The organism is Kaistia geumhonensis (genome assembly GCF_030815145.1).
Lineage (GTDB): Bacteria > Pseudomonadota > Alphaproteobacteria > Rhizobiales > Kaistiaceae > Kaistia > Kaistia geumhonensis.
The window spans coordinates 1,974,452-1,997,657 of sequence record NZ_JAUSWJ010000001.1 but is presented as its reverse complement, the minus strand read 5'-3'; the positions used below and the strand labels follow the sequence as shown (position 1 = coordinate 1,997,657).

Sequence of the window (23,206 nt, the reverse complement as noted above, 5' to 3'; positions counted from 1 at the left end):
GCTCAGCCCCGCCCGTCTTTCGCTGGCGCGATCCTAGCGCCGATCGACCGCCGCTTCATCTCCTCGACGCATGCCGCGCCATACGGTCGCCGCCTTCGCGGCCTTCAATCAATCTTAACCACGATGGCCGAGGATCGATCAGGGTTTCCGCGGCGTTAAAGCACCGTGTCCGCGTTGCGTTGGAGTTGAGCGTGCCGAAATCGTCTCCGTCCCGCATCCTGCTGCCGGCCATGCTGGCCCTTTGCGGAGCCCCGCTGCCCGCCGCCGCGCAGGACTATTACGACGCCTACAGCTTCGGTGACTGGCGCTATCGCGACTACGCGCATCCCGCCTATGGCTATCCCCAGGGCGGTTACGAAGTGCCGCCGCCGCCCGGCGCCTACGAGGCCGAGCCGCAGCCGGCGCCTTATCAGGGCGAACGGCAGGTGGCTCCGCCTTCGGCCTATCAGCAGCAGCCTCCTGCGCCCTATCAGCAGCCGCAGCCGCCCGTGGCCGCCGCGCCGCCGGCCGAACCCGCATTGCCGCCGGCCCAGTTCGTCGCCGCCGCCAACCAGCCGGCGCTGCCGCAGACGCTGAAGAAGGGCGGCAAGCAGCCCTTGCCGGAAGTGGCGCGGCTGCAGATCCTGCTCGACCGGGCCAATGTCTCGCCCGGGGTCATCGACGGTCTGACCGGCAGCAATCTCTCGAAGGCGATATCGGCGCTCGAGAACATGAACGGCCTGCCGTCGACCGGACGCATGAGCCCGGAGATCGACGCCATCCTCGCGCGTCACGCCGAGCGTCCGGTGCTGACCGACTATGTGATCACGGATGCCGATGCCGCCGGCCCCTTCACGCCGTCGATCCCCAAGGACTATGGCGAGATGGCGCAGCTGCCGGCCCTCGGCTATCGCGGCGTCACGGAGATGCTGGCCGAGCGCTTCCATATGGACGAGGGCTTCCTGAAGCGCCTCAATCCCGGCAGCCGGTTCGCCGCCGGCGAGACGGTGATCGTCGCCGATGTCGGCCCGCCGTCGAAGACCAAGGTCTACCACCTAGTCGCCGACCAGAACTCGCGCCAGCTGCTCGGCTATGACCAGCAATGGAATCTCGTCGTCGCCTATCCGGCGACCATCGGCTCCACCGACATGCCCTCGCCGACCGGCATCCACGCCGTCAAGGCGATCGCGGTCGATCCGGTCTACTGGTACCGCCCGAAGGTCAATTTCCAGCAGGGCAAGAACGACAAGTCGCTGAAGCTCGCGCCCGGCCCGAACAATCCTGTGGGCGCGGTCTGGATCGGCCTCGACAAGCCGACCTACGGCATCCACGGCACGCCGGAGCCGAGCCGCATCGACAAGACCAACAGCCATGGCTGCCTGCGGCTCACCAACTGGGACGCCAACGAGCTCGCGCATCTCGTGCGGCCGGGCGTCGATGTCGAGTTCGTCGACCCGACAAGGACGGCGTCCGTCGCGGCGCCGGCTCCGGTCGAGGCGCAGCCCGTCCAGCCGATGCCGCCGCCGGTGCAGTGACGGCCGCTAGAAAGGCCCCATCGCGACGATGCCGGCGAAGCCCTTCTTCAAAGCGTCGATGCGGTCGGCATAGGCCTTGGTGAGGCAGACCTCGTCGCTGCCGCAGGCGGCACGGCTTTTCAGGAACGCGCGCTGCGAGTCGCGCAGATCGCCGGCCGCCCCCATGGCGAGCAGTTGCAGCAGCATGTCGTAGCGCGTCGCCATCTCGACATCCGCGTCGTCGAGCGCACGGCTCGCGCAGATCGCGATCTCGTCCGGTGCCGCCGCCTTGGCGCAGTCGAAGCTGGCCGCGCCCGCCGTTGCGGGAAGTCCCGCCAGTGCCAGCGCAAACGCCGCGCCCTTCCATTGGCCGAAGATGCGCATCCTGCTTCCTCCGTCGGACCCAGGGGATCGACTCTAGAGCGTGACGGCGATGCCGACCAGCCAGTCGGGCATGATCGAGACCAGCGCGCCTTCGACGACCTTGTCGAGGCCCGTAGCGATGAGCAGGCCGGTGATGACGAAGACGGCGCCGAGCAGCGTCCGGCCGATGGCGGCGGAGCGCCCGGCGATGGTTCGGCCGCGCCGGGCCAGCAGGCCAAGCCCGTAGCCGGCGACGAGCAGCGAGGTCGCCGCGCCGAGCGCGAACAGCATCATAGTGAGCATCGCGACCGGGAGCGACCCGCCGCTCGCGGCGAGCGTCAGCGCCGCGCCGAGGGTCGGGCCGACGCACGGCGCCCAGGCGAGCGCGAGAAGCGCGCCGAGCGCCGCCTGCGCGCCGAGCCCGCGAAGTCCGATGCGCCCGGACCGCTGTCCGGCCCAGGCGCCGAGCGGGGTCATCAGCGCCTCGGCCCTGTGCGCGAGCGCGGGCACCAGCATGACGATGCCCAGCCCCGCCATGACGAGCCCGAGCACGATGCGCCCCGCGCCGGTGTCGCCGAGTTCGACGCCGAGCGAGGCGAGCAGTCCGCCGACGATGCCGAAGGTCACGGCGAGCCCGCCGGCGAGCGCCAGCGGCGCGGCCGGGTTCTCGGCGCGCGCGCCGGAAACGACGATCGGTGCCAGCGGCAGGACGCAGGGATTGAGAATGGTCAGCAGCCCGGCGAGGAAGGCCAGCAGCGCGCCGGCCACCATCAGCCGGCCTTGTTGAGCACGTCGGTCACCGAGGCTTCCGTCACGCCCCAGGACATGCGGCCGGCCTCCTTGCCGCCGCGATAGACAATGAAGGTCGAGCGCGGGACGCCGAGCGCCTTCACCACGTCCTTCTGCTTGTCGTAGTCGACCGTGAATACGGCGAGGTCGGGATAGCGGCCTTCCTTCGCGAGGCGGCCGAGGATCGACGACTGCGCCCGGCACTGCAGGCACCAGGACGCGTTGACGTGGATGGCGACCGGCTTGCCGGAGGCGATCGCCTTCTGCACCGCCGCCGCGTCATAGGGCAGGTCGGTGAGCGCGAAGGCCGGCGTGAAGGACGCGGCGAGGGCAAGGGCCGGAAGCGCGGCCGCGATGGCGGCGAGGCGGCGTCGTGTAAGCATGGGAAGATCTCCACCCGGTGAACTCGTCGATTCATACGGGTGGGAACGACGCCGGGTTACCGGCTCACGGCGAAGTGAAGCGGATCGCTCGCTCGGCAGCGGTCAGTCGTCGGTCTTGCACTCGGTTTCCTTGCCGGAAACCGTGAGGCGCCCGCCATTGCCGCGGATCCAGAATTCCGTCGTGCTGTCGGCGTAGCGGCCGCCATCGGCGGAGATCACCTGCGGCAGCGTCAGCGTCTTGCCGTCGGCAAAGACCAGCTTTGCCGCGGCGGGGTCGTTGGTGAACGTCGCGGTCAGCGCCGTGCCGTCGCCGCATGTGTAGCGCGCGGTGGCATCGGCCAGCGCAGGCCCCGCCAACCCGGTCGCGATCGCCGCGCCGGCGATACTGAACATTCGGACGAGGCGGGGCGAGGACATGGCGGCTTTCCTAGATGACGAGCACGCCAGCAATGATGCCGACAAGGCCGACGGAAGCAAGTGCGCCGCCCCAGTAAAGCCGGCGGTGATGGTCGTTTCCGAGAGCCTGGCTCGGACGGACTGCCTGGGCGCCGAGCATCAGCGCGCCGGCGGCGGCCATGTAGATCATGATCGCGTACACGTGGACTATCCCCCTTAATCCTTTCTTAAGGATAGCGTATGACCCAGCCGCGCGTCCATCGCAAGATGGTCGCAGGAATGGCGGTTTTGCGCGGTAATGTTAAGGCCGACGGTTAATGCGGCTGGCTCAGTGACGGCGCGCGATGTGGTCCTGGCCATCCGTCCAGCCGATGCCGACCTTGCCGAACGCGGCGGGCAGCACGCGCGGGGCGCCGCGCGGGCGCCCGAGGCCCAGCGCGAGCTCGACCAGGAGCCGCGTGAAGATGCCGGGGCCGCTCGAATAGGTCCGCCAGCCTCCATCGACGCCCATGCTCCCAGCCTTCACGTCCTGCCAGTCGCGGCTCGCGGCATAGCGGTCCGGGAAGGCGGCGTCGGAGGACGAGAAATAGGTGTTGCGCTGGCGCAGCGTCGCCGAAGGAAGCACCTCCGTGACGCGGATCGGATTGGCGAGCGCGATCGCCTTCCAAAGCGCGTCCGCGGCGCCGAGCCGGGCGAGCACCTCCGACTGGCGCAGATGCGCATGCGTGTACATGAGCCCGATCTCGCGCCCGAAGAAGGACGAGGATTCGGCACGGCGGAACAGCGTTTCCGGACCGCCCGCATAGGCGACGGGCCGGTCCATCAGGCGGTAGCCATCGGGGAAGGTCAGCGCCTCGTCGATCGCCGCCAGCTGCTGGAAGGTCTCCGTTTCGCCGACGAGCCCGCCCAGCATCGCCTGCGTCATCGCGATCAGCGAGTAGGACAGGCCGGTCCGCCGGTCCGAGGGGTGGAGAAGAAGCTCGGTGCGGTGCCCGAGCCTGTCGAAGAGGCCATAGCCCGCCACGATCCCGCCCGAGACCAGATGGCGGTTGAAGTCGGCTCGGATCGCGGCCGCCAGCTTCTCGAGCCGTTTCGCCTCGTCGCTCGCGCCGGGCGGGTTGTTCTCCGGCGCACGCTCCAGGATCGCCGCATAGCGGATGATCTGCTCGTGCAGCAGCCCCGCCGTCCAGCTCGAGACCATCCAGTCGCGAAGATGGGGATCGTGCGGCTGCAGCGAATCGTTCCAGTCGCCCTCGCCGTAGCGGATGAGATGGGTGCCCGGGATGAAGCGCCGCTCGCATTCCGCGATCAGCGCGGCGACATGGTCGGCGATGGTCGAGGCGTCGCCGCCGCGCCACGGCGCCTTCTCGGCGAGGATGCCGATGTCGCCGCTCGACTCGATATAGTCGCAGAGCGCCTTCAGCGGCCAGATGATGACGTCGCCATGCGCGTCGCCGGCGCGGATGTTCGAATAGGGCGGCAGCATGAACCACTGCGGCCAGTCGGCGGTCTTGCGGTCCTGTTCCGCGAAGAGCGCGAGCAGGATGCGATGCACCGCCGTGTCGTGGCGCAGGGCGAGCAGGAATTCGACCGGACCCTGGCAGACGTCGCGCGTGCCCCAGGCGGCGCCGCTGTATTGCTCCAGCCCATGCGGCACCGTGAGATGCACGATCGCGTCATGCGCCAGCCAGGGCAGCAGCAGGCTCGCCGCCGCGATGTCGGGGTGGTCGCCGGAAAGCGTCAGGTCGCGCGTCGCATGGCTCCAGAACCGCCGGGCCGGCGCGAGCAGCGCCTCCTGGTCGAGGCCGGCCGCGTAGCGGTCCGCCAGCTTCTCGGCGCTGGCCGCGCTGCTCATCGAGCCGGTGACGGCGAAGACGAGATCGGTCGTCGGATGCGCCAGCAGCGTCGCAACTCCGGCGCCGCGCGAGACGCCGTCGCCATAGAGGAGCGCATCGCCGCCGAGCGCGGCCACCGCTTGCGGCGTCGCGGTGACGAGATGCATCCGCGCCTCTGGATAGGCCCGGCCCCAGAGCCAGTCCGTTCCCGGCGCGAAGGCGATGCGGTTCTTTTCCGCCTCAATGGTGACGGTCCCCGACTGCTCGAACTCGCGCTCGCCGAGTACGAGATGGCCGGCGACGAGGAAGCGGCAGGGCTCCCCCGCCACGCTGACGCGCCACTGCATCGCCGGCGCGTCTCCGGAGGCGACGGCATGCACGGTGATGGTGCGGCTGCCGAGACGGTAGATCCAGCGGCAGTCCGAAAGCCCCATCTCGAACAGCGACGGCACGCCGAGGAGCTGCCAGCCGCCGTCGATCTCGGCGAGGATGCGCAGTCCGCTGGCGCGCGTCAGGCCATAGGGATCGCGCGAGACCGAGAACAACTTGTGGAACGAGGTATTGCCGATGGTGAGCTGCGCCGCGAAGATGCCCTGCATCCATGCCGTCGCGGCCAGCGTGTGGTCGTCCAGCATCAGGCTGTCGCCCGAGCGCAGGATGATGCCGGTGCGACGGCGCACGAGCGCTTCCTTGGCCGCGGTCACGACATGTCGGTTCTGCGCGCCGTCGGGCGTGAAGAACGACAGGAGCGCGCCGTCCCGCCGCTCTTCGGCCTCGCGCTTCGGATAGAGCGCGGCGATCTCCGCGTCGTCGAGGCCAGCGCCGGTCGCGAGCGGAGCGGTCTCGATGAGGCTCATCGCGCGCTTCGCGGTCGCGGCCGGTGGCGGCGGAAGGGCGGCGGCGCGCTCCGCGAGATCGTCCAGCTGCGCGAGATCGGCCGCCGAGGAGGCGTCCGGATGATCGGCGAGGACGAGCGCGAAGAAGGTGAAGCGCGCGGTCTCGCCCGGCGCCAGCGTCCGCGCCGGCCCCTGCAGCGCGATGCAGGCGACCTCGTGCTGAAGCCGCGTCGAGGGCAGATCGGTGCCGAAGGGAAAGGCGAAGCGGTCGTCGAGCCGGCTCTCGGGCCCGAACGCCTGCAGCGCGTCGGTCGCGAAGCCGGCGGCGCCATCGAGGCAGCCCTGCGCCATCCAGGGGTGGCGGCCGCCCTGGTCGAGATTCTGCCGGCTCATCACCACTGGCCCGAAGGCGGGATGCGTCTCGATGTGATGGTCGAGATATTGCGAGGCATAGGCCTCGCTGCCCATCAGGAAGCCGCGCCCGCCGAGGCCGACATCCTGGATGGCGACGATGTCGAGCGGCACGCTTTCGCGGCCCTCGTTCGTCACCTCGATGCGCCAGAACCAGACGGATTCGCTTTCGTCGAGGGAAAGCGTCGCCCGATGGCGAAGCCCGCCGCTCGAGCCTTCATGCGCGAGGCTCGTGCCGTCATGGCCGATCGACGTGTCGGCGCCGCTGCCCGCGAGGGTGACGATCGAGGGGGCGGCGCCGCCACTGCGCATCAGGATTCGCCCGATGCCGCCCGCCGTCGGCGCGCCGAGCACCTGGTTCACCATGATGGCGCCGCGCTGGCCCTGATGCGTGATCTGGAAGATCGTGCCGTTCGGCAGCACGTCGACCGTCAAGCCGCTGCCATTGGCGAGCCTCACGAGGCCGAGCCCGTCGTCGCGGGGTGTCTCGAATGTCGTCGCCGGACCCGTCATCTGTTCTCCCTTCAGGCGTCGACCACCGCCTCCGCCTCGATCTCGACCTCATAGGGTCCGACCAGCGTGCCGATCTCCAGCAGCGTATTGGCCGGACGTGTCTCGCCGAAGACCCTGCCGTGCACGCGCGATGCCGGCTCCCACAGGTTGGCGTCGCGCAGATAGACGCGGGTGCGGACGACATCGTCCATCCTGCCGCCGAGCGCCGCGATCGAGGCGGCGATCTTGTCGAGGATATAGGTCGTCTGGCCGGCGATATCGCCGGGGCAGACCGTCGATCCGTCGGTATGCGTCGCGGTCGTGCCGGAGACGAGGATGCGCTCGCCGATGCGCACCGCGCGCGAATAGCCGGCGATCGGCTCCCAGATGCTGCCGGAATCGACCCTGAGCCGCCCCGGCTTTCCCAGCACCGGCTCGGCGCGGTAGATCTGCGGCATCGTCGCCAGATGATGCGAAAGGTCGCCCGAGGCCGTCAGGAAGGGTGGCTTGCGATATTCGTCGCCACAGTCGCCCGGCAGCATCCGCGACTGCGCGAAGGCGGCGTCGAGCGCCGCACGATCCTCGGCGTCGAGATGGAAGGCGAAGGCGGCGAGATTGTCGGCGCGGTGCTCCCGCTCGCCGAGCCGCGCCCCGATGATGACGGCCGCGACCGCCGAATGGTCGAGCACCCAGCGCGTCGCGACATTCGACAGCGAGACGCCGTGCTTCTTCGCGATCGCGGCGGCGGCGGCAAGGATGCCCTGCAGCGCGTCCCAGCCGCCGATCGCGTCCACGAAGCGGCGATACTTCATCTTGCTCCAGTCGGAAGCGTCGCCCGGCTCGGCCGCGCCGAGCCAGCGCTCGGAAAGCCAGCCGCCGCCCATCGTGCCATAGGCGAGCAGGCGAATGCCGCTTTCGAGGCAGAACGCGCTCATCGCGCCGCCGGCCCGCCGGTCGAGCAGCGAGAACGACACCTGGTTGGTGGCGATCGTGACGCCGTTCTTCACGACGAGGCGCAGATGGTCGGTGTCGAAATTGGTGAGCCCGAGATGGCGGATGATGCCCTCGCGGCGCATCTCCTCCATTTCGGCCAGCGCGTCGAGATAGGCGGGATGCTCGAAGCTCCACCAGTGGAACTGCATGAGATCGACGCTGTCGACGCCGAGGCGCTCGAGGCTGCGCCCGACGCCGGCGCGCACGACCTCCCGCGTCATCGGCCCCGGCGTCGGGCACCATTTCGTCGAGACGAACGGCTTCAGCCCTTCTTCGGCCGCCCGCTTCAGGAAGCGGCCGGTGATCAGCTCGGCGCTGCCGTAGTGATCGGCCATGTCGAAGGCGTCGAAGCCCGCGCGGGCATAGGCGAGCATGGCCTCGGCCGCCGGCTCGATGGCCACCGCCTGCCCGCCGCGCTCCATGTCGGCGATCTGCCAAAGGCCGGTGGCGATGCGCGGGATGGTGAAGCCGGCCGGCACGGTGACACGGGCCGGCGCGGAGGGAAGGGCGGTCATGATGGTTCTTTCGGTTATTCGCCGCGGGCTAGGGCGGCCCTGCTCCCTCTCCCGCGCCAGCGGGGGAGGGCCGGGGAGGGGGCTATCCAGCGTAGAAAACGAACCCCCTCTCCATCTCTCCCCCGCTGGCGCGGGAGAGAGGGCAGGTCGTGCCAGCCGATGGGCTGGCGACCCCACCGTCCGCGTTACTTCGCGATGCTCGCCTTTACCTTGTCGACATCGGCGGTCGACATGGTGCCGACGGTGGTGACCTCGCCGTTCTGGATGCGCCACAGGCGGAACGGCCCGGTGATGTCGCCGACCTCGTCGAAGGTGACCGGTCCGATCACGCCTTCATACTTGATGGGCTTGCCTTCCTTGATGAGGGCGAGCGCCTTGGCGAACTCGTCCTTTCCGGCATGGATGACGGTGCCGTTCGGGTCGAGAACCTTGCGGATCGACGCGGTGATGGCGGCCGGCTCGGCCTTGCCGTCCTTGGCCGCTTCGGCGATGGCGAGGCCGACGATGGCGCCCGCGTCATAGGAGCGGTCGGCGGCCGGCGCGGCCGGGTCGATTCCGGAGAAATCCTTGTAGGAGCCGTAGAAATACTTGGTCGATGCGGTCTCGTCGGTGCCCGACGAGGTGCCGTAGGCGTCGTTCAGATATTCCGCGCCGACATTGGTGATGAAGTCGGCGCTGTTCATGCCGTCGTTGAGCAGGAACTTCTGCGGACCGCCCTGCGAGATCCAGGTGCGCGCGATGGTGGCGCCGTCGACCGGCGTCGAGACGAGATAGAGCGCTTCGGGCGAGGAGGCGAGCGCCGCGGTGACCTCGGCCTGGTAGCTCGACTGCTTCTCGTTATAGGGCGTCACCGAGGTGATCTCGCCGCCCAGCGCCTTGTAGGCCGACGAGAACTCGTTGACCATGTTGACGCCGAAGTCGTTGTTCACATTGATGATCGCGATCTTCTTGATGCCCTGGTCGATCGCGAACTTCGCCGCCGCGATGCCCTGCAGCGCATCCGAGGTGATCGTGCGGAAGAAGACGCCGTTCGTCTTGCCGTCGCGGCCGAGCTTCGTCAGCGTCGGCGAGGACGAGGCGGGCGAGACCTGCGGGATCTTGGCCGGGCCGGTGACCGAGGTCAGGATCGGGATCGAGACGGACGAGATGATGCCGCCGATGATGACCGGCACCTTCTTGACCTGGACGAGCTGCGTCGCGACGTCGACCGCGACGGTGCCCTGGCTCTGCGAGTCGCGCGTGTCCGTGACGAGCTTGCAGCCGCCGACGCCGCCAGCCTCGTTGATGTCGCGCAGCGCCATCTCGACGGATTTGGCACCGGCCTGGCCGTATTCGCCGGCGGGTCCGGTCAACTCCATCACGAGGCCGACGGTGATGGTGCAGTCGTCGGCGCGCGCGGCGCCGGCGGCGCCGAGTGCGACGGAGCCGGTCATCAGCGCCGCGGTGAGCATACGGATCGACGTCATCGAAAACTCCCTGCCCCGCTTGAGCGGGACTCTCCCCCGGTTTCCCGTCTTCAACCCGTCTGCATCCAGGTTTCCTGCAGATGGCGCCACACCACGCCGCGCGGCGCGGCTTCGTCGCCGAGAAACAGCGCCATCGAGCGCCGCCGCGTGATGCGGCCGTCACGATACTGTCGCTCGACATAGATGAGCAAGACGGCATCCCCCGAGGCGTGGACGAGCTCGACATCCTCGATGCCGATCACGAAGCGCTCGGTCATCGAGCCGAAGGCGCCCTCGATCCAGGGAACGATCGCGCCCCGGTCCAGCATCTCGCCGCCCGGCGTCGTCAGGCGGAATGCGGGATGCGTCGTGGTGAGCCAGAGATCGAACTCCTCGCGCGTCGCCGTCCCGAGGAACCAGCGGACGAAGAAGTCGTGCGAAGCCTCGATCTCGGCGACCGCGGCGCGGGCGAGCGGGTGATGGGTCGCAGGATGGGCGATGCTCATTGGGCGTTCAGGTTGTATTTCATGATCGAGCCGTGGCGGCCGGTGCGGTCGCGCTCCAGCGAGTAGACGTCGCCCTCGAGCCCGTGGCCCCTGGCGATCACCGCGTCGATGGCGGCGCGGTCCTCGTCGTCGAGTGCGAGCGCGCCGATGGCGAGATTGCGGGCGAGATGGGCGCGACTGCGGGCGCCGACGATCACCGCGGCGACGCCGGGCCGGTCGAGCGTCCAGCGGCTCGCGACCGTGGCGATGTCCGTGCCATGCTTCGCGCCGATGCGGGCGAGCGTCGCGAGAAGCTCCTGGAAAAGCGCCCAGCCGCCGAAATCCTCGATGATGAGCTTGTATTTCGTCAGCGATCGGTTCTCGAGTGGGTGCTGCGGCTCGTCGGCGCCGAGCCAGCGCTCGCCGAGGAACCCGCCGGCGACCGTGCCGTAGCAGAGGAGGTCGATGCCGTTCTCGGCCGCAAGCGCGACCAGCTCCTTCGCCGGCCGCTGATCGAGCACGGAATACTGCACCTGCAGCGTCCTGAGCGGCACGCCGGCGTCGAGGATCTCGCGCACCCGCTCGCAATCGAAATTGGTGCCGCTCACGAAGCGGATCTTGCCGGCCTGCCTCAGCTCGTCGAGCCAGACGGCCGCCTCGACATAGCGCGGCTCGGCATAGTCCCACCAGTGGAACTGCACGAGGTCGAGGCGCTCCATCCTGAGCCGCGTCAGCGACTGGTCGATGATCGCCTCGATATCCGCCTTGCGGATGTGCGGCAGGATCGAGAGATCCGGCACGCATTTGGTGTGGACATGGATGCGGCCGAGCGCCGCCTTTCCATAGGCGGCGCCGAAGGCTGCGCGGAAATCGCCGATCATCGCCTCGACGCCGGTATAGATGTCGGCGCAGTCGAAGGTGACGATGCCGGCCTCGGCGAAGGCGGACATGTCGGCGATGGCGTCGTCGCGATCGACCGGGCCGTGACCGCCGGCCAGCTGCCAGCCGCCGCGGATGACGCGCGAGATCCGGTAGTCGGGCGCGAGGTCTCTGTATTCCATGGGTCTGTCTTTCAATCGGCCGCCGGAAGCGGCACGGCCGTCGTCTCGGCATGCGAGAAGCGGCGCAGCCCGAGCCGGGTGATGCGCAGCCGCGACGGACAGTTGGGATCGGGGCAGGCGACCTCGGCGTCGCTGGTCATCCAGTCGTTCGGGTGAGTCGGCCGCTGCTTGGCCGCGAGGAGCGGAAGGACGGAGGCGAGCGAATAGATCGAAATGCCCTGGCCGGGCGGCAGATGCAGCATCTCGCCGCGAAGCTCGAAATGATCGCCGACTTCGGCGCCGCAATAGAGCTTCGCCCCAGGCGGGGCCACCACCTCGACCCTCAGGTCGTAGAGCGAGAACGCGTCATCGGCCTCGCGGGCCGGCTCGTCGGCCATTGCCATCTCCTCGAACGCAGGCGCCGCCCCTTGAGAACTCGCCTGAGCCATGGTGAAACGGGCTTGGGCCGCAGGGCCCGATCCGGTCCACCCGCCTTGGTCTGGCGCAGGCATGCTTGAAGTTCAATCGGTTTCCAAGTCCTTCGACGGCTTTCGCGCCGTCGATGGCGTCAGCTTCGCGGTCGCGCGCGGCGCGATCACGGGGTTGATCGGGCCGAACGGGGCCGGCAAGACGACGACCTTCAACCTGATCGCCGGCACGCTGGCCCCCGATGCCGGGTCGATTCGCGTCGATGGCCGGGCGATCGAGCACGAGCCGGCGCATCGGCGGATCGCGGCCGGCCTCGCGCGCACCTTCCAGATCCCGAAGCCCTTCGCGGCGATGACGGTGCTCGAGAATGTTCTGGCGGCGGCGCAGGACCAGCCGGGCGAGCGGCTCCTGCCGGCGCTCTTCGCGCGCGGCGCCGTCCGGGCGCAGGAGCGGCGCAACATCGAACGCGCCCGCGACATCATCGCCTTCCTCGAATTGTCGCGCGTCGAGCGCGAGCCGGCGCGCGTGCTTTCCGGCGGCCAGCGCAAGCTGCTCGAACTTGCCCGCGTGCTGATGGCGGGGCCGAAACTCATCCTGCTCGACGAGCCGGCGGCGGGCGTCAATCCGGCTCTGCTCGAGACGATCATGGCCCGGATCGAGGAGATCAATGCCCGCGGCATCACCTTCCTGATCATCGAACACAATATGGACCTCGTCGCCCGCCTGTGCGGCGAAGTCGTCGTGATGGCGGAAGGGCGCGTCCTCGGCCGCGGCCGGCCGGCCGAGATGGCGCGCGATCCGCGTGTCGTCGAGGCCTATCTCGGCGGGGTCGCCGCGTGAGCGAGGCCCCCGTCCTGTCGGCAACCGACATCGAGGCCGGCTACGAGCCGGGCCTTCCCATCGTGAAGGGCGCCTCGATCACGGTCGGGCGCGGCGAGATCGTCGTCCTCCTCGGCCCGAACGGCGCCGGCAAGTCGACGCTCATGAAGGCCATGGCCGGCCTCGTGCCGGTCTCGCGCGGCGCCGTGCGCCTTTCCGGCAGCGACATCACCCGCAGCCCGGCCCATCGCATGGTCCGGCTCGGCCTCGCCTTCGTGCCGCAGACGGAGAACATCTTCACCACCATGAGCATCGAGGAGAACCTCGTGCTGGCCGGTCATGTCGTGGCGCCGGCAGAGCGCCGTGCGCGCGTCGAGGCGATGTTCGCGCTCTTCCCCGATCTTTCCGCCCGCCGCCGCCTTGCCGCGGGCCGGCTCTCCGGTGGCCAGCGCCAGATGCTGGCCGTCGCCCGCGCGCTGATGATCAGCCCGACCGTGCTGATGCTCGACGAGCCCTCGGCCGGCCTCTCGCCGAAGCTCACCGGCGAGGTCTTCGCCAAGCTCGCCGAGATCCGCCGCACCGGCGTCACCATCCTGCTCGTCGAGCAGAACGCCCGCGCGGCGCTCGCCATCGCCGACCGCGCCTATATCCTGGCCGACGGGCGCAACCGCCACGAGGGGCCGGCCGCGACGCTCGCCGCCGATCCGGAGATCGCCGCGCATTATCTCGGCCTCGGCGGCGCCGACGATCTCGAAAGGACGCGCCGTTGAGCCTCCAGTTCCTCGCAGACGGCATCTTCGCCGGCGCGCTGATCGGCCTCGGCGCGGTCGGCCTGACGCTGACCTATTCGATCCTGCGCTTCTCCAACTTCACCCATGGCGATTTCATCAGCTGGGGCGCCTATCTCGCGTTGACCGTGACCGGCGCGCTGGCCGGAACGCTGCTCCCGGCGGCGCGCTTCGTGCCCTTCTCCTTCGGCTGGCCGCTCGTCGTCGGGGCGGTCGTCGCCATGGCGCTCACCGGTCTCCTCGCTCTCGCGCTCGACCTCGCCCTGTTCCGCCCGCTTCGCCGCACCGGCCACGGCATCGTCATGGTGATCGCCAGCTTCGGCGCCTCGCTGGCGCTGCGGGCGCTGCTCGAATTCCTCTTCACCTCGGAGCCGGCCTATTTCAGCCGCGCCATCCAGATCGCGATGCCCATCGGGCTCGGCATCCGCGTGACGCCGGACCAGGCGGCGATGATGGGCCTCGCCGTGATCGTGGTCGCGGCGATGCATCTCCTTCTGACGCGCACCCATGTCGGCCGCTCGATGCGGGCGGTGAGCGAGAACCCGGCGCTCGCCCGCGTCGTGGGCATCGATGTCGCCGCCGTCATCCGCGCCACCTGGCTCATCGGCGGCGCGCTTGCCTGTGTCTCGGGGATCATGCTCGGCCTCACGGTGCAGATCCGGCCGCAGATGGGCTTCGACCTGCTCCTGCCGCTCTTCGCCGCCGCGATCCTCGGCGGCATCGGCAGCGTCTGGGGCGCCATCCTCGGCGGCCTCGTCGTCGGCATCGGCGAGGCGGCGGCGGTGCAGTTCGTCGGTTCGGAATATCGCGCCGCGGTCGCCTTCCTGCTGCTGATCGCGATGCTGCTCTTCCGCCCGCGCGGCTTCTTCGGAGTGCGCGAGGGATGATCGACCTCATCGGCTACGGCGCCTTCTTCCTCGTCACGGCGCTGATCTTCGGCGTGCTGGCGCTCGGCCTCAATCTGCAATGGGGCCAGACGGGGCTCTTCAATGTCGGCGTCGCCGGCTTCGCGGCGATCGGCGCCTATGCCTCGGCGCTGGTGACGACGCCCGATGCGGCCGACCGGTTCGGCGGCTTCGGCTGGCCGATCGCCGCCGGCTGGCTGCTGGCGATGGTGCTCGCCGGCGGCGCGGCGCTGGTCGTCGGCATCGCGACATTGCGGCTGCGCGCCGATTATCTCGCCATGACCACATTCGGCATCGCGGTCACCATCCAGGTCGTGGCATTGAACGCGACGGCGCTGACCGGCGGGCCGTTCGGCATCGCCTTCATCCCGCGCCCCTTCGCCGGCCTTGCCGAGAATCCGCTCGCCTTCAATGTCGCCAATCTCGCGCTGACCGGCGCGGTGACGCTCGGCCTCTTCCTGATGCTCGAGACGCTGACGCGCAGCCCCTTCGGCCGCGTTCTTCGGGCCATCCGCGAGGACGAGGCGGCCGCGGCCTCACTCGGCAAGAACGTCAACGCCTACCGCCTGCAGGCCTTTGCGCTGGGCGGTGCCATCATGGGCCTCGCCGGCGCCATGCAGGCGCATTTCATCGGCTTCATCGCCCCGGACAATTATCTCTCGATCCTGACCTTCCAGGTCTGGGCCATGCTGATCGTCGGCGGCTCCGGCAACAATCGCGGCGCGCTCATCGGCGCGCTCGTCGTCTGGGCGCTGTGGAGCCTCTCGAGCCTCGCGGTCGGCAGCCTCGTCGCGCCGTCCTACCAGGCCCGCGCCGCGGCGCTTCAGATCGTGGCCATCGGCGTCGCGCTGGCGCTGATCCTGCTTATCCGCCCGCGCGGCCTCATCGGCGAGCGCGCCACCGTCTCGCGCGATGTCGAGAGCGTGCCTGGCGCGGGGGCCGACCCGGGTGCGCGCGAGCGCACCGGCATGCCCGCCGACAAGACCTGAAGACCCGGACCGAAGGACCCGAAATGGCCGATCTCCTGCCGATCTTCGACGGACACAACGATGTCCTGCTACGCCTGTACGGGCGGGTGGACGGCGCCCGCGCCTTCGTCGCGGGGACGGAGGACGGCCAGCTCGACCTGCCGCGCGCGGGGCAGGGCGGTCTCACCGGCGGACTGTTCGCCGTGTTCGTTCCCTCGCCCGGCGGCTTCGCCTATGCCGATTCGATGATGGCGGGCAGCTATGACGTTCCGCTGCCCGATCCGCTGCCGACGAAGGATGCGCGCGGCCCGGCCATGGCGATGGCCTCGCTCCTTTTCCGCATCGAGCGGGAGGCGGCCGGCGCCGTCGCGATCTGCCGCAGCGCCGCCGAGATCCGCGCGGCGATGGCGCGCGGCGCGCTCGCGGCCGTTCTGCACATGGAAGGCGCCGAGGCGATCGAGCCCTCGCTCGAATCGCTCGACGTGTTCCATGCCGCGGGGCTGCGTTCCATCGGCCCGGTCTGGAGCCGGCCGAACGCCTTCGGCCATGGCGTGCCGTTCCGCTTTCCCGGCTCGCCCGACACGGGCCCCGGCCTCACCGATGCCGGCAAGGCGCTCGTGGCAGCGTGCAACGCGCTTCGCATCATGATCGACCTGTCGCATCTGAACAAGGCCGGCTTCTGGGACGTCGCCGCGCTGTCGGATGCGCCGCTGGTCGCGACCCATTCGAATGCCCATGCCGTGACGGCGTCGGCGCGCAATCTCACCGATCGGCAGCTAGACGCCATCCGCGACAGCGACGGCATGGTCGGGCTCAACTTCGCCACCTGCTTCCTGCGCGAGGACGGGCGCATGGATGCCGACACGCCGCTCGACACGATGCTGCGCCATCTTGACCACCTGATCTCCCGTCTCGGCGAGGACCGCGTCGGCTTCGGCTCCGATTTCGACGGCGCGATGATCCCGTCCGCCATCGGCTCGGCCGCCGGGCTTCCCGCCCTCGTGGCGGCGATGCGCGCGCATGGCTATGACGAGCCGCTGCTGAGGAAGCTCGGCACCGGGAACTGGCTGCGCGTTCTCGAGAAGACGATCGGCTAGGACGGCTGAAGGCCGCTCCCAGCGGGCGGTTCGCGGGTGAAGCCCTTGCTCGCCCGCAGCATCTCTCGCGTATAGGCGTCGCGCACCGTTCCGCTCCGCAGCGCGTCGGCGGTCGTTTCCTCGACGATGCGGCCCCGGCGCATGACCACGAGCCGCTCGCAGAGATGCGCCACGACGGCGAGGTCGTGGCTCACCAGCACATAGGAGAGGCCGAGTTCGCGGCGAAGCGTCTCCAGGAGATTGAGGATTTCCGCCTGTACCGAGGCGTCGAGCGCCGAGGTCGGCTCATCGAGCAGCACGAGGCGCGGCCGCAGCACGAGCGCGCGGGCGATGGCGACGCGCTGCCGCTGGCCGCCCGAGAGCTGGTGCGGATAGCGGAATCGGTAGGACGGGCCGAGCCCGACCTCGGCGAGCGCGGTGACGATGCGGGCGTCGGCATCGGCGACGCGGTGGATGGCGAGCGGCTCGGCGAGGATCTGGTCGACCGTGTGGCGGGGATGCAGCGAAGCGAACGGGTCCTGGAAGACCATCTGCACCGTCCGGTAGAAGTCCATGCCGCGCGGCAGGCGTACCGGTTCGCCCGCGAGGCGGATCGAGCCGCCCGCGACCGGCGCGAGGCCGGTGACGGCGCGCAGCACGGTCGATTTTCCCGAGCCGGATTCGCCGACGAGGCCGAGCGATTCGCCCGCTTCGAGCCGCAGCGAGACGCCCTCCACGGCGGCGACATGCAACCGGCCCACACCGAAGGTGACGCGGAGATCGTCGATGGCGAGGAGCGTTTCGGCCATTTTCACAGCGCCCAGGCCGGGTCGCGGTCGAGCACTGGCAGCGGATGGCGGTCGCGATCCAGCCTTGGCAGACAGCCGATCAGCCCGCGCGTATAGGGGTGTTTCGCGTCATGCAGCGCATCGGCGCGCAGTTCCTCGACGATCCGGCCGGCATACATCACGAGCACGCAGTCGCAGAACGAGGCGACCAGCTCGAGATCGTGGCTGATGAGGATGAGGCCCATGCCGCGCTCGGCGACCAGCGCATCCAGAATGCGCAGCACGTCGCCGCGCACGGTGACGTCGAGCGCCGAGGTCGGCTCGTCGGCGATGAGCAGCTCCGGCCCGGTGATCAGCATCATGGCGATCATCACCCGCTGGCCCATGCCGCCCGAAAGCTCGTGCGGATAGAGCGCCAGCACGCGCTGCGGCTGATCGATCCGCACCGACTGGAGCATGGCGAGCGCCGCGTCGCGCGCCTCGGCGCGGGAGACGCGGCGGTGCGCGCGATAGGCCTCGACGATCTGCTGCTCCACGGTCATCACCGGGTTCAGCGAATAGCGCGGATCCTGCATCACCATGGTCATGCGGCTGCCGCGCAGCGCCCGCCGCTCCCGCTCGGAAGCGCGAAGGAGGTCGATGCCGTCGAAGGCGAGCCGCTTCGCGGTCACGGTCCCGTTCTTCGCCGTGAGACCGAGCAGCGCGCGCCCGGTCTGCGATTTGCCCGAGCCGCTCTCGCCGACGATGCCGAGCCGCTCGCGGCCGAGGGTGAAGGAGACGCCGCGTACCGCCTCGACCCGCCCGTCCGGCAGGTCGAAGCCGACCGAGAGATCCTCGACCTCGACGAGCGGCGTCGTCATCGCACGCTCCTCGGGTCGAGCACGTCGCGGAGGCCGTCGCCGAGCAGGTTGAAGCCGAGCGAGACGACGAAGATCGCGATGCCCGGCATGGCCGCGACCCACCACTGGTCGATCAGGAAACGGCGCCCCTGCGCGATCATCGTGCCCCATTCGGGCGTCGGCGGCTGCGCGCCGAGGCCGAGAAAGCCGAGCCCGGCGGCGGTGAGGATGATGCCGGCCATGTCGAGCGTCACGCGGACGGTCACGGAGGAGAGGCAGAGCGGCACCACATGCTTCAGGAGGATGCGCGCCGACGAGCCGCCCTGCAGGCGCACGGCGTGGATGAAGTCGCTGTTGCGGATGGTGAGCGTTTCCGCGCGGGCAAGCCTCGCATAGGGCGGCCAGGCCGTGATGGCGATGGCGATGATCGCATTCTCGATGCCCGGCCCGAGCGCCGCGACGAAGGCGAGCGCCAGCACGAGCCGGGGGAAGGCCAGGAAGATGTCGGTGATCCGCATCAGGATGCGGTCGATCCAGCCGCCGAAATAGCCGGAGATCGTGCCGATCGCGAGCCCGATCGGCGTCGCGATGACCGTGACCAGAACGACCACCGCGAGCGTCAGCCGCGAGCCGTAGATGATGCGCGAATTGATGTCGCGCGCCTGGTCGTCGGTGCCGAGCCAGAACACCGGACCCGGCGGCAACAGCCGCTCGGTGCGCAGATCGCCGCCGGCCGTCGGGGAATGGGTGGCGAGAAGCGGCGCGAAGGCGGCGACGACAACGAGCAGCACCACCACCGCGAGGCCGACCATGGCCGTCGGGTTGCGGGCAAGGCGGCGAAAGCCCTGATAGAGCCCGCCGAGCCGCGCCTGCGCCCGCGAGCGCGGCTCCGACGTCGTCAGCCAGAGACGGAGCGAGGAAGCGGCGGCCATCAGCGCGTCCTCGGATCGAGCAGGCGGTAGAGCAGGTCGGAGAGAAGGTTGAGCGTCACGAAGGCCGCGCCGACGACCAGCGTCCCGCCGAGCACGGCGTTCATGTCGGCGTTCTGCAGCGAGTTCGTGATGTAGGAGCCGATGCCCGGCCAGGCGAAGACCGTCTCGGTGAGCACCGACCCCTCCAGCAGCGTCGCATAGGAGAGCACGACCACGGTCAGGAGCGGCACGGCGGCGTTCCTCAGCGCGTGTCGCCAGATCACCCGCGTCTCGGAGAGGCCCTTCACGCGCGCGGTGATCACATATTCCTGCCCGAGTTCGTTGAGGAGCAGGGCGCGGGTCATGCGGCTGATATAGGCGAGCGAGAAATAGCCGAGCAGGCAGGCCGGCAGCACGAGATGCGAGACGGCGTTCCAGAACACCTCCGTCTGACCCTGCATCAGCGCATCAACGGTGATCATGCCGGTCACCGGCGTCACCATGTAGTCATAGGCGATGTCGAGCCGGCCGGGCCCCGCCACCCAATCGAGCCGCGCATAGAAGAGCAGCAGCGCCATCAGGCCGAGCCAGAAGATCGGCACCGAATAGCCGACGAGCCCGACGATGCGCACCACCTGGTCGAGGAAGCTGCCGGAGCGCACCGCCGCGAAGACGCCGAGCGGGATGCCGATCACGGTGCCGATCAGCGTGCCGAGCGTGGCGAGCTCGATGGTTGCCGGGAAATAGGTCCGGATGTCGTCGATGACCGGATTGGTCGTCAGCACCGAGCGGCCGAAATCGCCCGTCACCGCCTTCACGAGATAGATGCGGAACTGTTCGAGAAGGGGCAGGTCGAGCCCCATCTCGGCCCTGACCCGCGCATAGACGTCGCCCGAGGCGCGGTCGCCGACCACTGCCAGCACCGGATCGATCGGCACGACCCGGCCGATCACGAAGGTCACCACCACGAGGCCGAGCAGAGTGATCGCCAGCGTCAGCAGGAATCCGGCGATGCCGCCGAGAAGACCGAGCGCGGCTGCGCCGCGCCGCTCCGGCCGCGCCGCGAGGGCGCTCTGGTCGAGGCTCACTCCTTGCTCGTCGCCGTGGCCAGATTGTTGTCGAAGGACGGGCCCATGATGAAGCCCTTCACATTGGCCCGCTCGGCGGCGTTCTCCGTCTGCTGGAACATGATGACGAAGGGGCCGTCCGCCATCACCTCGCGCTGCATGGCCTCGTAGAGCGCGGCGCGCTTGGCCGGATCGCGTTCGAGGATCGCGGCGTCCACCTCCTTGCCGAGTTCGGGCGTCGGCCAGGCGTTGCGCCAGGCGAGTGTCTTGGAGGAGGCGTCGTCCTTGTTGTCGGGATTGGACGCGAAGGTCTGCGCGTTGGTATGCGGGTCCTGATAGTCCGGTCCCCAGACGCCGATATAGATGTCATGGGTGCGGGCGCGGTACTTCGTCAGCGTCTGCTTGCCATCGCCCGGGATGATCTCGAGCTTGACGCCGGCCTTGGCAAATGTCGACTGGATCGCTTCGGCGACGCCGGTGATCGGCTGGGCCGAGCGCACATCCATGGTCACGGTGAAGCCGTCCGGCAGGCCGGCCTTTGCCAGCAGCGCCTTCGCCTTGTCGACGTCCAGCTTGTACGGGTTGTCGTTGACGGCGCCGAGGAAGCCCTTGGGCAGGAACGCCTGGTGCACGCTCGCCTGGTTCTTCATGATCGTGTCGGCGATCGCCTCGTAATCGACCAGATATTTGAGCGCCTCGCGCACCTCGGGCTTGGCGAGTTCGGGGTTCTTCTGGTTGAGCCCGAGATAATAGAGCGTCCCCTTCGGCGCCGACTGGATCTTGATGTCGGGATTGGTCGAGACCGCGGCGATCTCTTCCGGTCCGAGATTGCGGGCGATGTCGACATCGCCCTTCTCGAGAAGGATGCGCTGCGTCGCCGTCTCGGGAATGTGGCGGTAGATGACGCGGGCGAGCGGGGCCGGCGTGCCGGAATAGTTCGGGTTGCGCTCCAGCACCGCCACTTCGTTGGCGCGCCAGTCGCGGATCGTGAACGGGCCGGAGCCGGCATAATGCGTCTTCAGCCATTCATAGCCGAAGTCGCCATTCGCCTCGTGCTCCATGACGAGCTTCTTGTCGACGACCGAGGCGACCGACGAGGTGAGCGCGTAGAGCGCGAAGCTCGGCGCATAGGGACGGTCCATGGTGAAGTCGAGCGTGTAGTCGCCCGTCGCCTTGATGGCGGTCTTCACATTGTCCTTGGTGATGCCGAACTGGTTGATGATGAAGGCGGGCGACTTGTCGAGCAGCACCGCGCGCTGAAGCGAGAATTCGACATCGGCGGCGGTGATCGGATTGCCCGAGGCGAATTTCCGCCCTTCGCGGATCTTGAAGGTGATCGTCTTGCCGTCGTCCGAGACGGTCCAGCTCTCGGCGACGACGCCGAAGATCTTGGAGACGTCGTCGAGATCGTAGCCGATCAGCCGCTCATAGGTGTTGCCGGCGATCTCCGTGGTCGAGATCTCGAAGATCTCGGCCGGGTCGAGCGAGATGATGTCGTCGATCATCCAGGCCTGGACGAGCGTGTCCTTCGGTGTGGCGGCGAGAGCCGGTGTCGTGGCCAGCAAGGCGGCGACAACGGCCGCTCCGAAACCTCTCCTGACGAATGCGAGACCCATGATCGCTCCCCGCTGCATGAGGCAAGATCACGGGAGTCTGCATCGCCGCGGCGCCGCCGTCCATGGCCTTGCGCGACGTCAGGCCGCCAGCGGCTCGAAGACGAGCGATTGGTGGAGGAAGACGCCGGCCGCCACCCCGTCCGCGGAGGCCCAGGTCGCATTGTGCGGCACCCGCGCGATGTCGCCGGCCGCGAAGACGCCCGCGACCGTGGTGTGCTTGCGCTCGTCGGTGCGGATGATCGAGCCGAGCGGCGTCTCGTCCATCGCGCAGCCGAGCCGTTCGGCGAGATCGCTGTTGGAACGCGGCTGTGGCCCGACATAGAGCGCGTCGACCGGCAGCGTGCGGCCATCGGCGAGCAGGACCGCCTCGAGCCCCTCGCCCTCGCCGCGAAGGCCGAGCACGGCGGCGGTCTCGATAGCGATGCCGCGCGCGGCGAGCTTTGCCGCGGTCTCTGCATCGGGCTCCGTGCCGCCGTTGACGAGAAGCGTCGTCGGCCCCCAATCTGCCACGAGCAGCGCCTGATGGGACGCCATCGGATGCGACTGCAGCACGGCGATCCGGCGGCCGGCGAACTCGTAGCCATGGCAATAGGGGCAATGCAGCACGGTCTTGCCCCAGCGCTCGGCGAGCCCGGGGACATCCGGCAGCCGGTCCGAAACGCCATAGGCGAGCACCAGCTTGCGGGCGCGGAACGCATCGCCGGCGCCGGTCGTGACCTCGAAGGCGCCGTCGCCGCCCGCGACTTCAGTCACCTCGCCCTCGATCAGGCGAGCATTGGGATAGCACAGCAACTGCTCGCGCGCCGCCGCGATCATGGCGAGCGGATTGTTGCCGTCCTGCGTGAAGAAGCCATGTGAAGCCGCGGCGAAGCGGTTGCGCGGCCGGCCGGCGTCGATCACGAGGACGGGACGGGCGGTCCGCGCGAGCTGCAGCGCGGCCGAGAGACCGGCGAAGCTGCCGCCGATGATGATGGCGTCAAATGGGGGCATGATTGGTCTCCAGATCGACGGAGCGGCCGCTGGCCACCATCCGCGCGTGGAAGTCTGCGCTGAGCGCGGCGAGCGTCACGGTGCCGAAGCGGGCGATGAGCAGCGCCTCGGCCTCGGCGAGGCTGTCGTCGAGCGCGGCGTTCACCGCCTGCTCGACCAGGCATCCGGGCGATTCCGTCCGGTTGCCGATGGCGAAGAGGTCCGGCCGCCCGAGCGCGTCGTAGATGTCGCGGAGCGTGATCGCCGAGAGCGGGCGGCCGATGGTCCAGCCGCCGCCATGCCCCTTCTCCGAGCGCACGAGCCCCGCCTCGCGCAGCCCGGCCATGATCCGCCGGACGACGACCGGATTGGTCTGCATGGCGCGCGCCATCGTTTCCGACGTCACGGGCCCGGTGATTTCCGCCATGTGAAGGAGGACGTGCAGCACGCCCGAGAGCCGACTATCGCGTTTCATGTAATTTCATATGTTACATGGTAGTGCGTGCGTCAAGACCCCCTCGGCAGGTCGGGGGTGCCGCCGCTGCCTGGCCGGCG

24 protein-coding genes are annotated in these 23,206 nt (G+C 69.2%); 6 read left to right on the top strand and 18 right to left on the bottom strand.

Going from position 1 to position 23,206, the window contains the following annotated elements; translation table 11 throughout:
* Positions 1-191 precede the first annotated feature (191 nt).
* Positions 192-1,514: a L,D-transpeptidase family protein gene (locus QO015_RS09425; RefSeq protein ID WP_266279837.1), complete on the top strand. Its 1,323-nt coding sequence runs from the start codon at positions 192-194 to the stop codon at positions 1,512-1,514.
* Between the two features lie 6 nt (positions 1,515-1,520).
* Here the strand turns inward: QO015_RS09425 and QO015_RS09420 are convergent, their stop codons facing one another.
* The 11 genes from QO015_RS09420 to QO015_RS09370 form a co-directional block, all read right to left on the bottom strand.
* The gene (locus QO015_RS09420; RefSeq protein ID WP_266279838.1) at positions 1,521-1,877 is read right to left on the bottom strand and encodes a lysozyme inhibitor LprI family protein; all 357 of its coding nucleotides are present in this window, start codon (positions 1,875-1,877) and stop codon (positions 1,521-1,523) included.
* A 33-nt stretch (positions 1,878-1,910) separates the two neighbouring features.
* Positions 1,911-2,627 carry a cytochrome c biogenesis CcdA family protein gene (locus QO015_RS09415; protein ID WP_266279839.1) on the bottom strand — a complete coding sequence of 239 codons (717 nt, stop codon included), beginning with the start codon at positions 2,625-2,627 and terminating at the stop codon, positions 1,911-1,913.
* A complete protein-coding gene (locus tag QO015_RS09410) occupies positions 2,627-3,028 on the bottom strand; it encodes a thioredoxin family protein (protein WP_266279841.1) in 402 nt (133 codons plus the stop codon). The genes QO015_RS09415 and QO015_RS09410 overlap by 1 nt, the downstream gene beginning before the upstream one ends.
* Positions 3,029-3,130: 102 nt before the next feature.
* Positions 3,131-3,445, bottom strand: a complete 315-nt coding sequence (locus QO015_RS09405) for an MliC family protein (RefSeq protein ID WP_266279842.1) — start codon at positions 3,443-3,445, stop codon at positions 3,131-3,133.
* 10 nt (positions 3,446-3,455) lie between these two features.
* Entirely contained in the window at positions 3,456-3,626 is a 171-nt protein-coding gene (locus QO015_RS09400; protein WP_266279843.1) for a hypothetical protein, read from the bottom strand.
* A 126-nt stretch (positions 3,627-3,752) separates the two neighbouring features.
* Complete coding sequence (locus QO015_RS09395) at positions 3,753-7,019, bottom strand: GH36-type glycosyl hydrolase domain-containing protein (protein WP_266279844.1); 3,267 nt, start codon at positions 7,017-7,019, stop codon at positions 3,753-3,755.
* Between the two features lie 11 nt (positions 7,020-7,030).
* Positions 7,031-8,506, bottom strand: a complete 1,476-nt coding sequence (locus QO015_RS09390; protein WP_266279845.1) for an aldo/keto reductase — start codon at positions 8,504-8,506, stop codon at positions 7,031-7,033.
* A 185-nt stretch (positions 8,507-8,691) separates the two neighbouring features.
* The gene (locus QO015_RS09385; protein WP_266279847.1) at positions 8,692-9,972 is read right to left on the bottom strand and encodes an ABC transporter substrate-binding protein; all 1,281 of its coding nucleotides are present in this window, start codon (positions 9,970-9,972) and stop codon (positions 8,692-8,694) included.
* 50 nt (positions 9,973-10,022) lie between these two features.
* Positions 10,023-10,457 (bottom strand): hypothetical protein, encoded by a 435-nt coding sequence (locus QO015_RS09380; protein WP_266279848.1) that lies wholly within the window; start codon positions 10,455-10,457, stop codon positions 10,023-10,025.
* The gene (locus QO015_RS09375; protein WP_266279849.1) at positions 10,454-11,497 is read right to left on the bottom strand and encodes an aldo/keto reductase; all 1,044 of its coding nucleotides are present in this window, start codon (positions 11,495-11,497) and stop codon (positions 10,454-10,456) included. The genes QO015_RS09380 and QO015_RS09375 overlap by 4 nt, the downstream gene beginning before the upstream one ends.
* 11 nt (positions 11,498-11,508) lie before the next feature.
* Positions 11,509-11,874 (bottom strand): TIGR04076 family protein, encoded by a 366-nt coding sequence (locus QO015_RS09370; RefSeq protein ID WP_266279850.1) that lies wholly within the window; start codon positions 11,872-11,874, stop codon positions 11,509-11,511.
* Between the two features lie 112 nt (positions 11,875-11,986).
* Here QO015_RS09370 and QO015_RS09365 point away from each other — a divergent pair, with 112 nt between their 5' ends.
* From QO015_RS09365 to QO015_RS09345, 5 genes are read left to right on the top strand one after another with little or no spacing between them, the layout of a single operon-like run.
* A complete protein-coding gene (locus QO015_RS09365) occupies positions 11,987-12,745 on the top strand; it encodes an ABC transporter ATP-binding protein (protein WP_266279851.1) in 759 nt (252 codons plus the stop codon).
* The gene (locus QO015_RS09360; RefSeq protein ID WP_266279853.1) at positions 12,742-13,494 is read left to right on the top strand and encodes an ABC transporter ATP-binding protein; all 753 of its coding nucleotides are present in this window, start codon (positions 12,742-12,744) and stop codon (positions 13,492-13,494) included. Before QO015_RS09365 ends, QO015_RS09360 begins: the two co-directional genes overlap by 4 nt.
* Positions 13,491-14,399 (top strand): branched-chain amino acid ABC transporter permease, encoded by a 909-nt coding sequence (locus QO015_RS09355; protein WP_266279854.1) that lies wholly within the window; start codon positions 13,491-13,493, stop codon positions 14,397-14,399. Before QO015_RS09360 ends, QO015_RS09355 begins: the two co-directional genes overlap by 4 nt.
* On the top strand, positions 14,396-15,406 hold the full coding sequence (locus QO015_RS09350; RefSeq protein WP_266279855.1) for a branched-chain amino acid ABC transporter permease: 1,011 nt from the start codon (positions 14,396-14,398) through the stop codon (positions 15,404-15,406). The genes QO015_RS09355 and QO015_RS09350 overlap by 4 nt, the downstream gene beginning before the upstream one ends.
* 23 nt (positions 15,407-15,429) lie before the next feature.
* Positions 15,430-16,482: a dipeptidase gene (locus tag QO015_RS09345; RefSeq protein ID WP_266279856.1), complete on the top strand. Its 1,053-nt coding sequence runs from the start codon at positions 15,430-15,432 to the stop codon at positions 16,480-16,482.
* On the opposite strand, the gene QO015_RS09340 is transcribed toward QO015_RS09345, so the two are convergent.
* The 7 genes from QO015_RS09340 to QO015_RS09310 all read right to left on the bottom strand — a co-directional run bounded on the left by QO015_RS09340 (position 16,479) and on the right by QO015_RS09310 (position 23,126).
* Entirely contained in the window at positions 16,479-17,270 is a 792-nt protein-coding gene (locus QO015_RS09340; protein ID WP_266279857.1) for an ABC transporter ATP-binding protein, read from the bottom strand. The genes QO015_RS09345 and QO015_RS09340 overlap by 4 nt on opposite strands.
* Positions 17,271-17,272: 2 nt before the next feature.
* Positions 17,273-18,109 carry an ABC transporter ATP-binding protein gene (locus QO015_RS09335; RefSeq protein WP_266279858.1) on the bottom strand — a complete coding sequence of 279 codons (837 nt, stop codon included), beginning with the start codon at positions 18,107-18,109 and terminating at the stop codon, positions 17,273-17,275.
* Positions 18,106-19,020, bottom strand: a complete 915-nt coding sequence (locus QO015_RS09330; protein ID WP_266279860.1) for an ABC transporter permease — start codon at positions 19,018-19,020, stop codon at positions 18,106-18,108. The genes QO015_RS09335 and QO015_RS09330 overlap by 4 nt, the downstream gene beginning before the upstream one ends.
* Positions 19,020-20,087: an ABC transporter permease gene (locus tag QO015_RS09325; protein ID WP_370877409.1), complete on the bottom strand. Its 1,068-nt coding sequence runs from the start codon at positions 20,085-20,087 to the stop codon at positions 19,020-19,022. Before QO015_RS09325 ends, QO015_RS09330 begins: the two co-directional genes overlap by 1 nt.
* Positions 20,084-21,682, bottom strand: a complete 1,599-nt coding sequence (locus QO015_RS09320) for an ABC transporter substrate-binding protein (RefSeq protein ID WP_266279861.1) — start codon at positions 21,680-21,682, stop codon at positions 20,084-20,086. Before QO015_RS09320 ends, QO015_RS09325 begins: the two co-directional genes overlap by 4 nt.
* A gap of 78 nt (positions 21,683-21,760) precedes the next feature.
* Positions 21,761-22,672, bottom strand: a complete 912-nt coding sequence (locus QO015_RS09315; RefSeq protein ID WP_266279862.1) for an NAD(P)/FAD-dependent oxidoreductase — start codon at positions 22,670-22,672, stop codon at positions 21,761-21,763.
* The gene (locus QO015_RS09310; RefSeq protein ID WP_266279863.1) at positions 22,659-23,126 is read right to left on the bottom strand and encodes an RrF2 family transcriptional regulator; all 468 of its coding nucleotides are present in this window, start codon (positions 23,124-23,126) and stop codon (positions 22,659-22,661) included. Before QO015_RS09310 ends, QO015_RS09315 begins: the two co-directional genes overlap by 14 nt.
* Between the last annotated feature and the right edge of the window lie 80 nt (positions 23,127-23,206).

What these genes read in the sequence shown, in the direction of transcription:
- QO015_RS09335 (WP_266279858.1), bottom strand. Translation starts at nt 18,109, where the DNA reads ATGACGACGCCGCTCGTCGAGGTCGAGGATCTCTCGGTCGGCTTCGAC.
- QO015_RS09395 (WP_266279844.1), bottom strand. Translation starts at nt 7,019, where the DNA reads ATGACGGGTCCGGCGACGACATTCGAGACACCCCGCGACGACGGGCTC.
- QO015_RS09340 (WP_266279857.1), bottom strand. Translation starts at nt 17,270, where the DNA reads ATGGCCGAAACGCTCCTCGCCATCGACGATCTCCGCGTCACCTTCGGT.
- QO015_RS09380 (WP_266279848.1), bottom strand. Translation starts at nt 10,457, where the DNA reads ATGAGCATCGCCCATCCTGCGACCCATCACCCGCTCGCCCGCGCCGCG.
- QO015_RS09310 (WP_266279863.1), bottom strand. Translation starts at nt 23,126, where the DNA reads ATGAAACGCGATAGTCGGCTCTCGGGCGTGCTGCACGTCCTCCTTCAC.
- QO015_RS09410 (WP_266279841.1), bottom strand. Translation starts at nt 3,028, where the DNA reads ATGCTTACACGACGCCGCCTCGCCGCCATCGCGGCCGCGCTTCCGGCC.
- QO015_RS09350 (WP_266279855.1), top strand. Translation starts at nt 14,396, where the DNA reads ATGATCGACCTCATCGGCTACGGCGCCTTCTTCCTCGTCACGGCGCTG.
- QO015_RS09375 (WP_266279849.1), bottom strand. Translation starts at nt 11,497, where the DNA reads ATGGAATACAGAGACCTCGCGCCCGACTACCGGATCTCGCGCGTCATC.
- QO015_RS09390 (WP_266279845.1), bottom strand. Translation starts at nt 8,506, where the DNA reads ATGACCGCCCTTCCCTCCGCGCCGGCCCGTGTCACCGTGCCGGCCGGC.
- QO015_RS09415 (WP_266279839.1), bottom strand. Translation starts at nt 2,627, where the DNA reads ATGGTGGCCGGCGCGCTGCTGGCCTTCCTCGCCGGGCTGCTGACCATT.
- QO015_RS09420 (WP_266279838.1), bottom strand. Translation starts at nt 1,877, where the DNA reads ATGCGCATCTTCGGCCAATGGAAGGGCGCGGCGTTTGCGCTGGCACTG.
- QO015_RS09315 (WP_266279862.1), bottom strand. Translation starts at nt 22,672, where the DNA reads ATGCCCCCATTTGACGCCATCATCATCGGCGGCAGCTTCGCCGGTCTC.
- QO015_RS09330 (WP_266279860.1), bottom strand. Translation starts at nt 19,020, where the DNA reads ATGGCCGCCGCTTCCTCGCTCCGTCTCTGGCTGACGACGTCGGAGCCG.
- QO015_RS09405 (WP_266279842.1), bottom strand. Translation starts at nt 3,445, where the DNA reads ATGTCCTCGCCCCGCCTCGTCCGAATGTTCAGTATCGCCGGCGCGGCG.
- QO015_RS09370 (WP_266279850.1), bottom strand. Translation starts at nt 11,874, where the DNA reads ATGGCCGACGAGCCGGCCCGCGAGGCCGATGACGCGTTCTCGCTCTAC.
- QO015_RS09365 (WP_266279851.1), top strand. Translation starts at nt 11,987, where the DNA reads ATGCTTGAAGTTCAATCGGTTTCCAAGTCCTTCGACGGCTTTCGCGCC.
- QO015_RS09320 (WP_266279861.1), bottom strand. Translation starts at nt 21,682, where the DNA reads ATGGGTCTCGCATTCGTCAGGAGAGGTTTCGGAGCGGCCGTTGTCGCC.
- QO015_RS09345 (WP_266279856.1), top strand. Translation starts at nt 15,430, where the DNA reads ATGGCCGATCTCCTGCCGATCTTCGACGGACACAACGATGTCCTGCTA.
- QO015_RS09385 (WP_266279847.1), bottom strand. Translation starts at nt 9,972, where the DNA reads ATGACGTCGATCCGTATGCTCACCGCGGCGCTGATGACCGGCTCCGTC.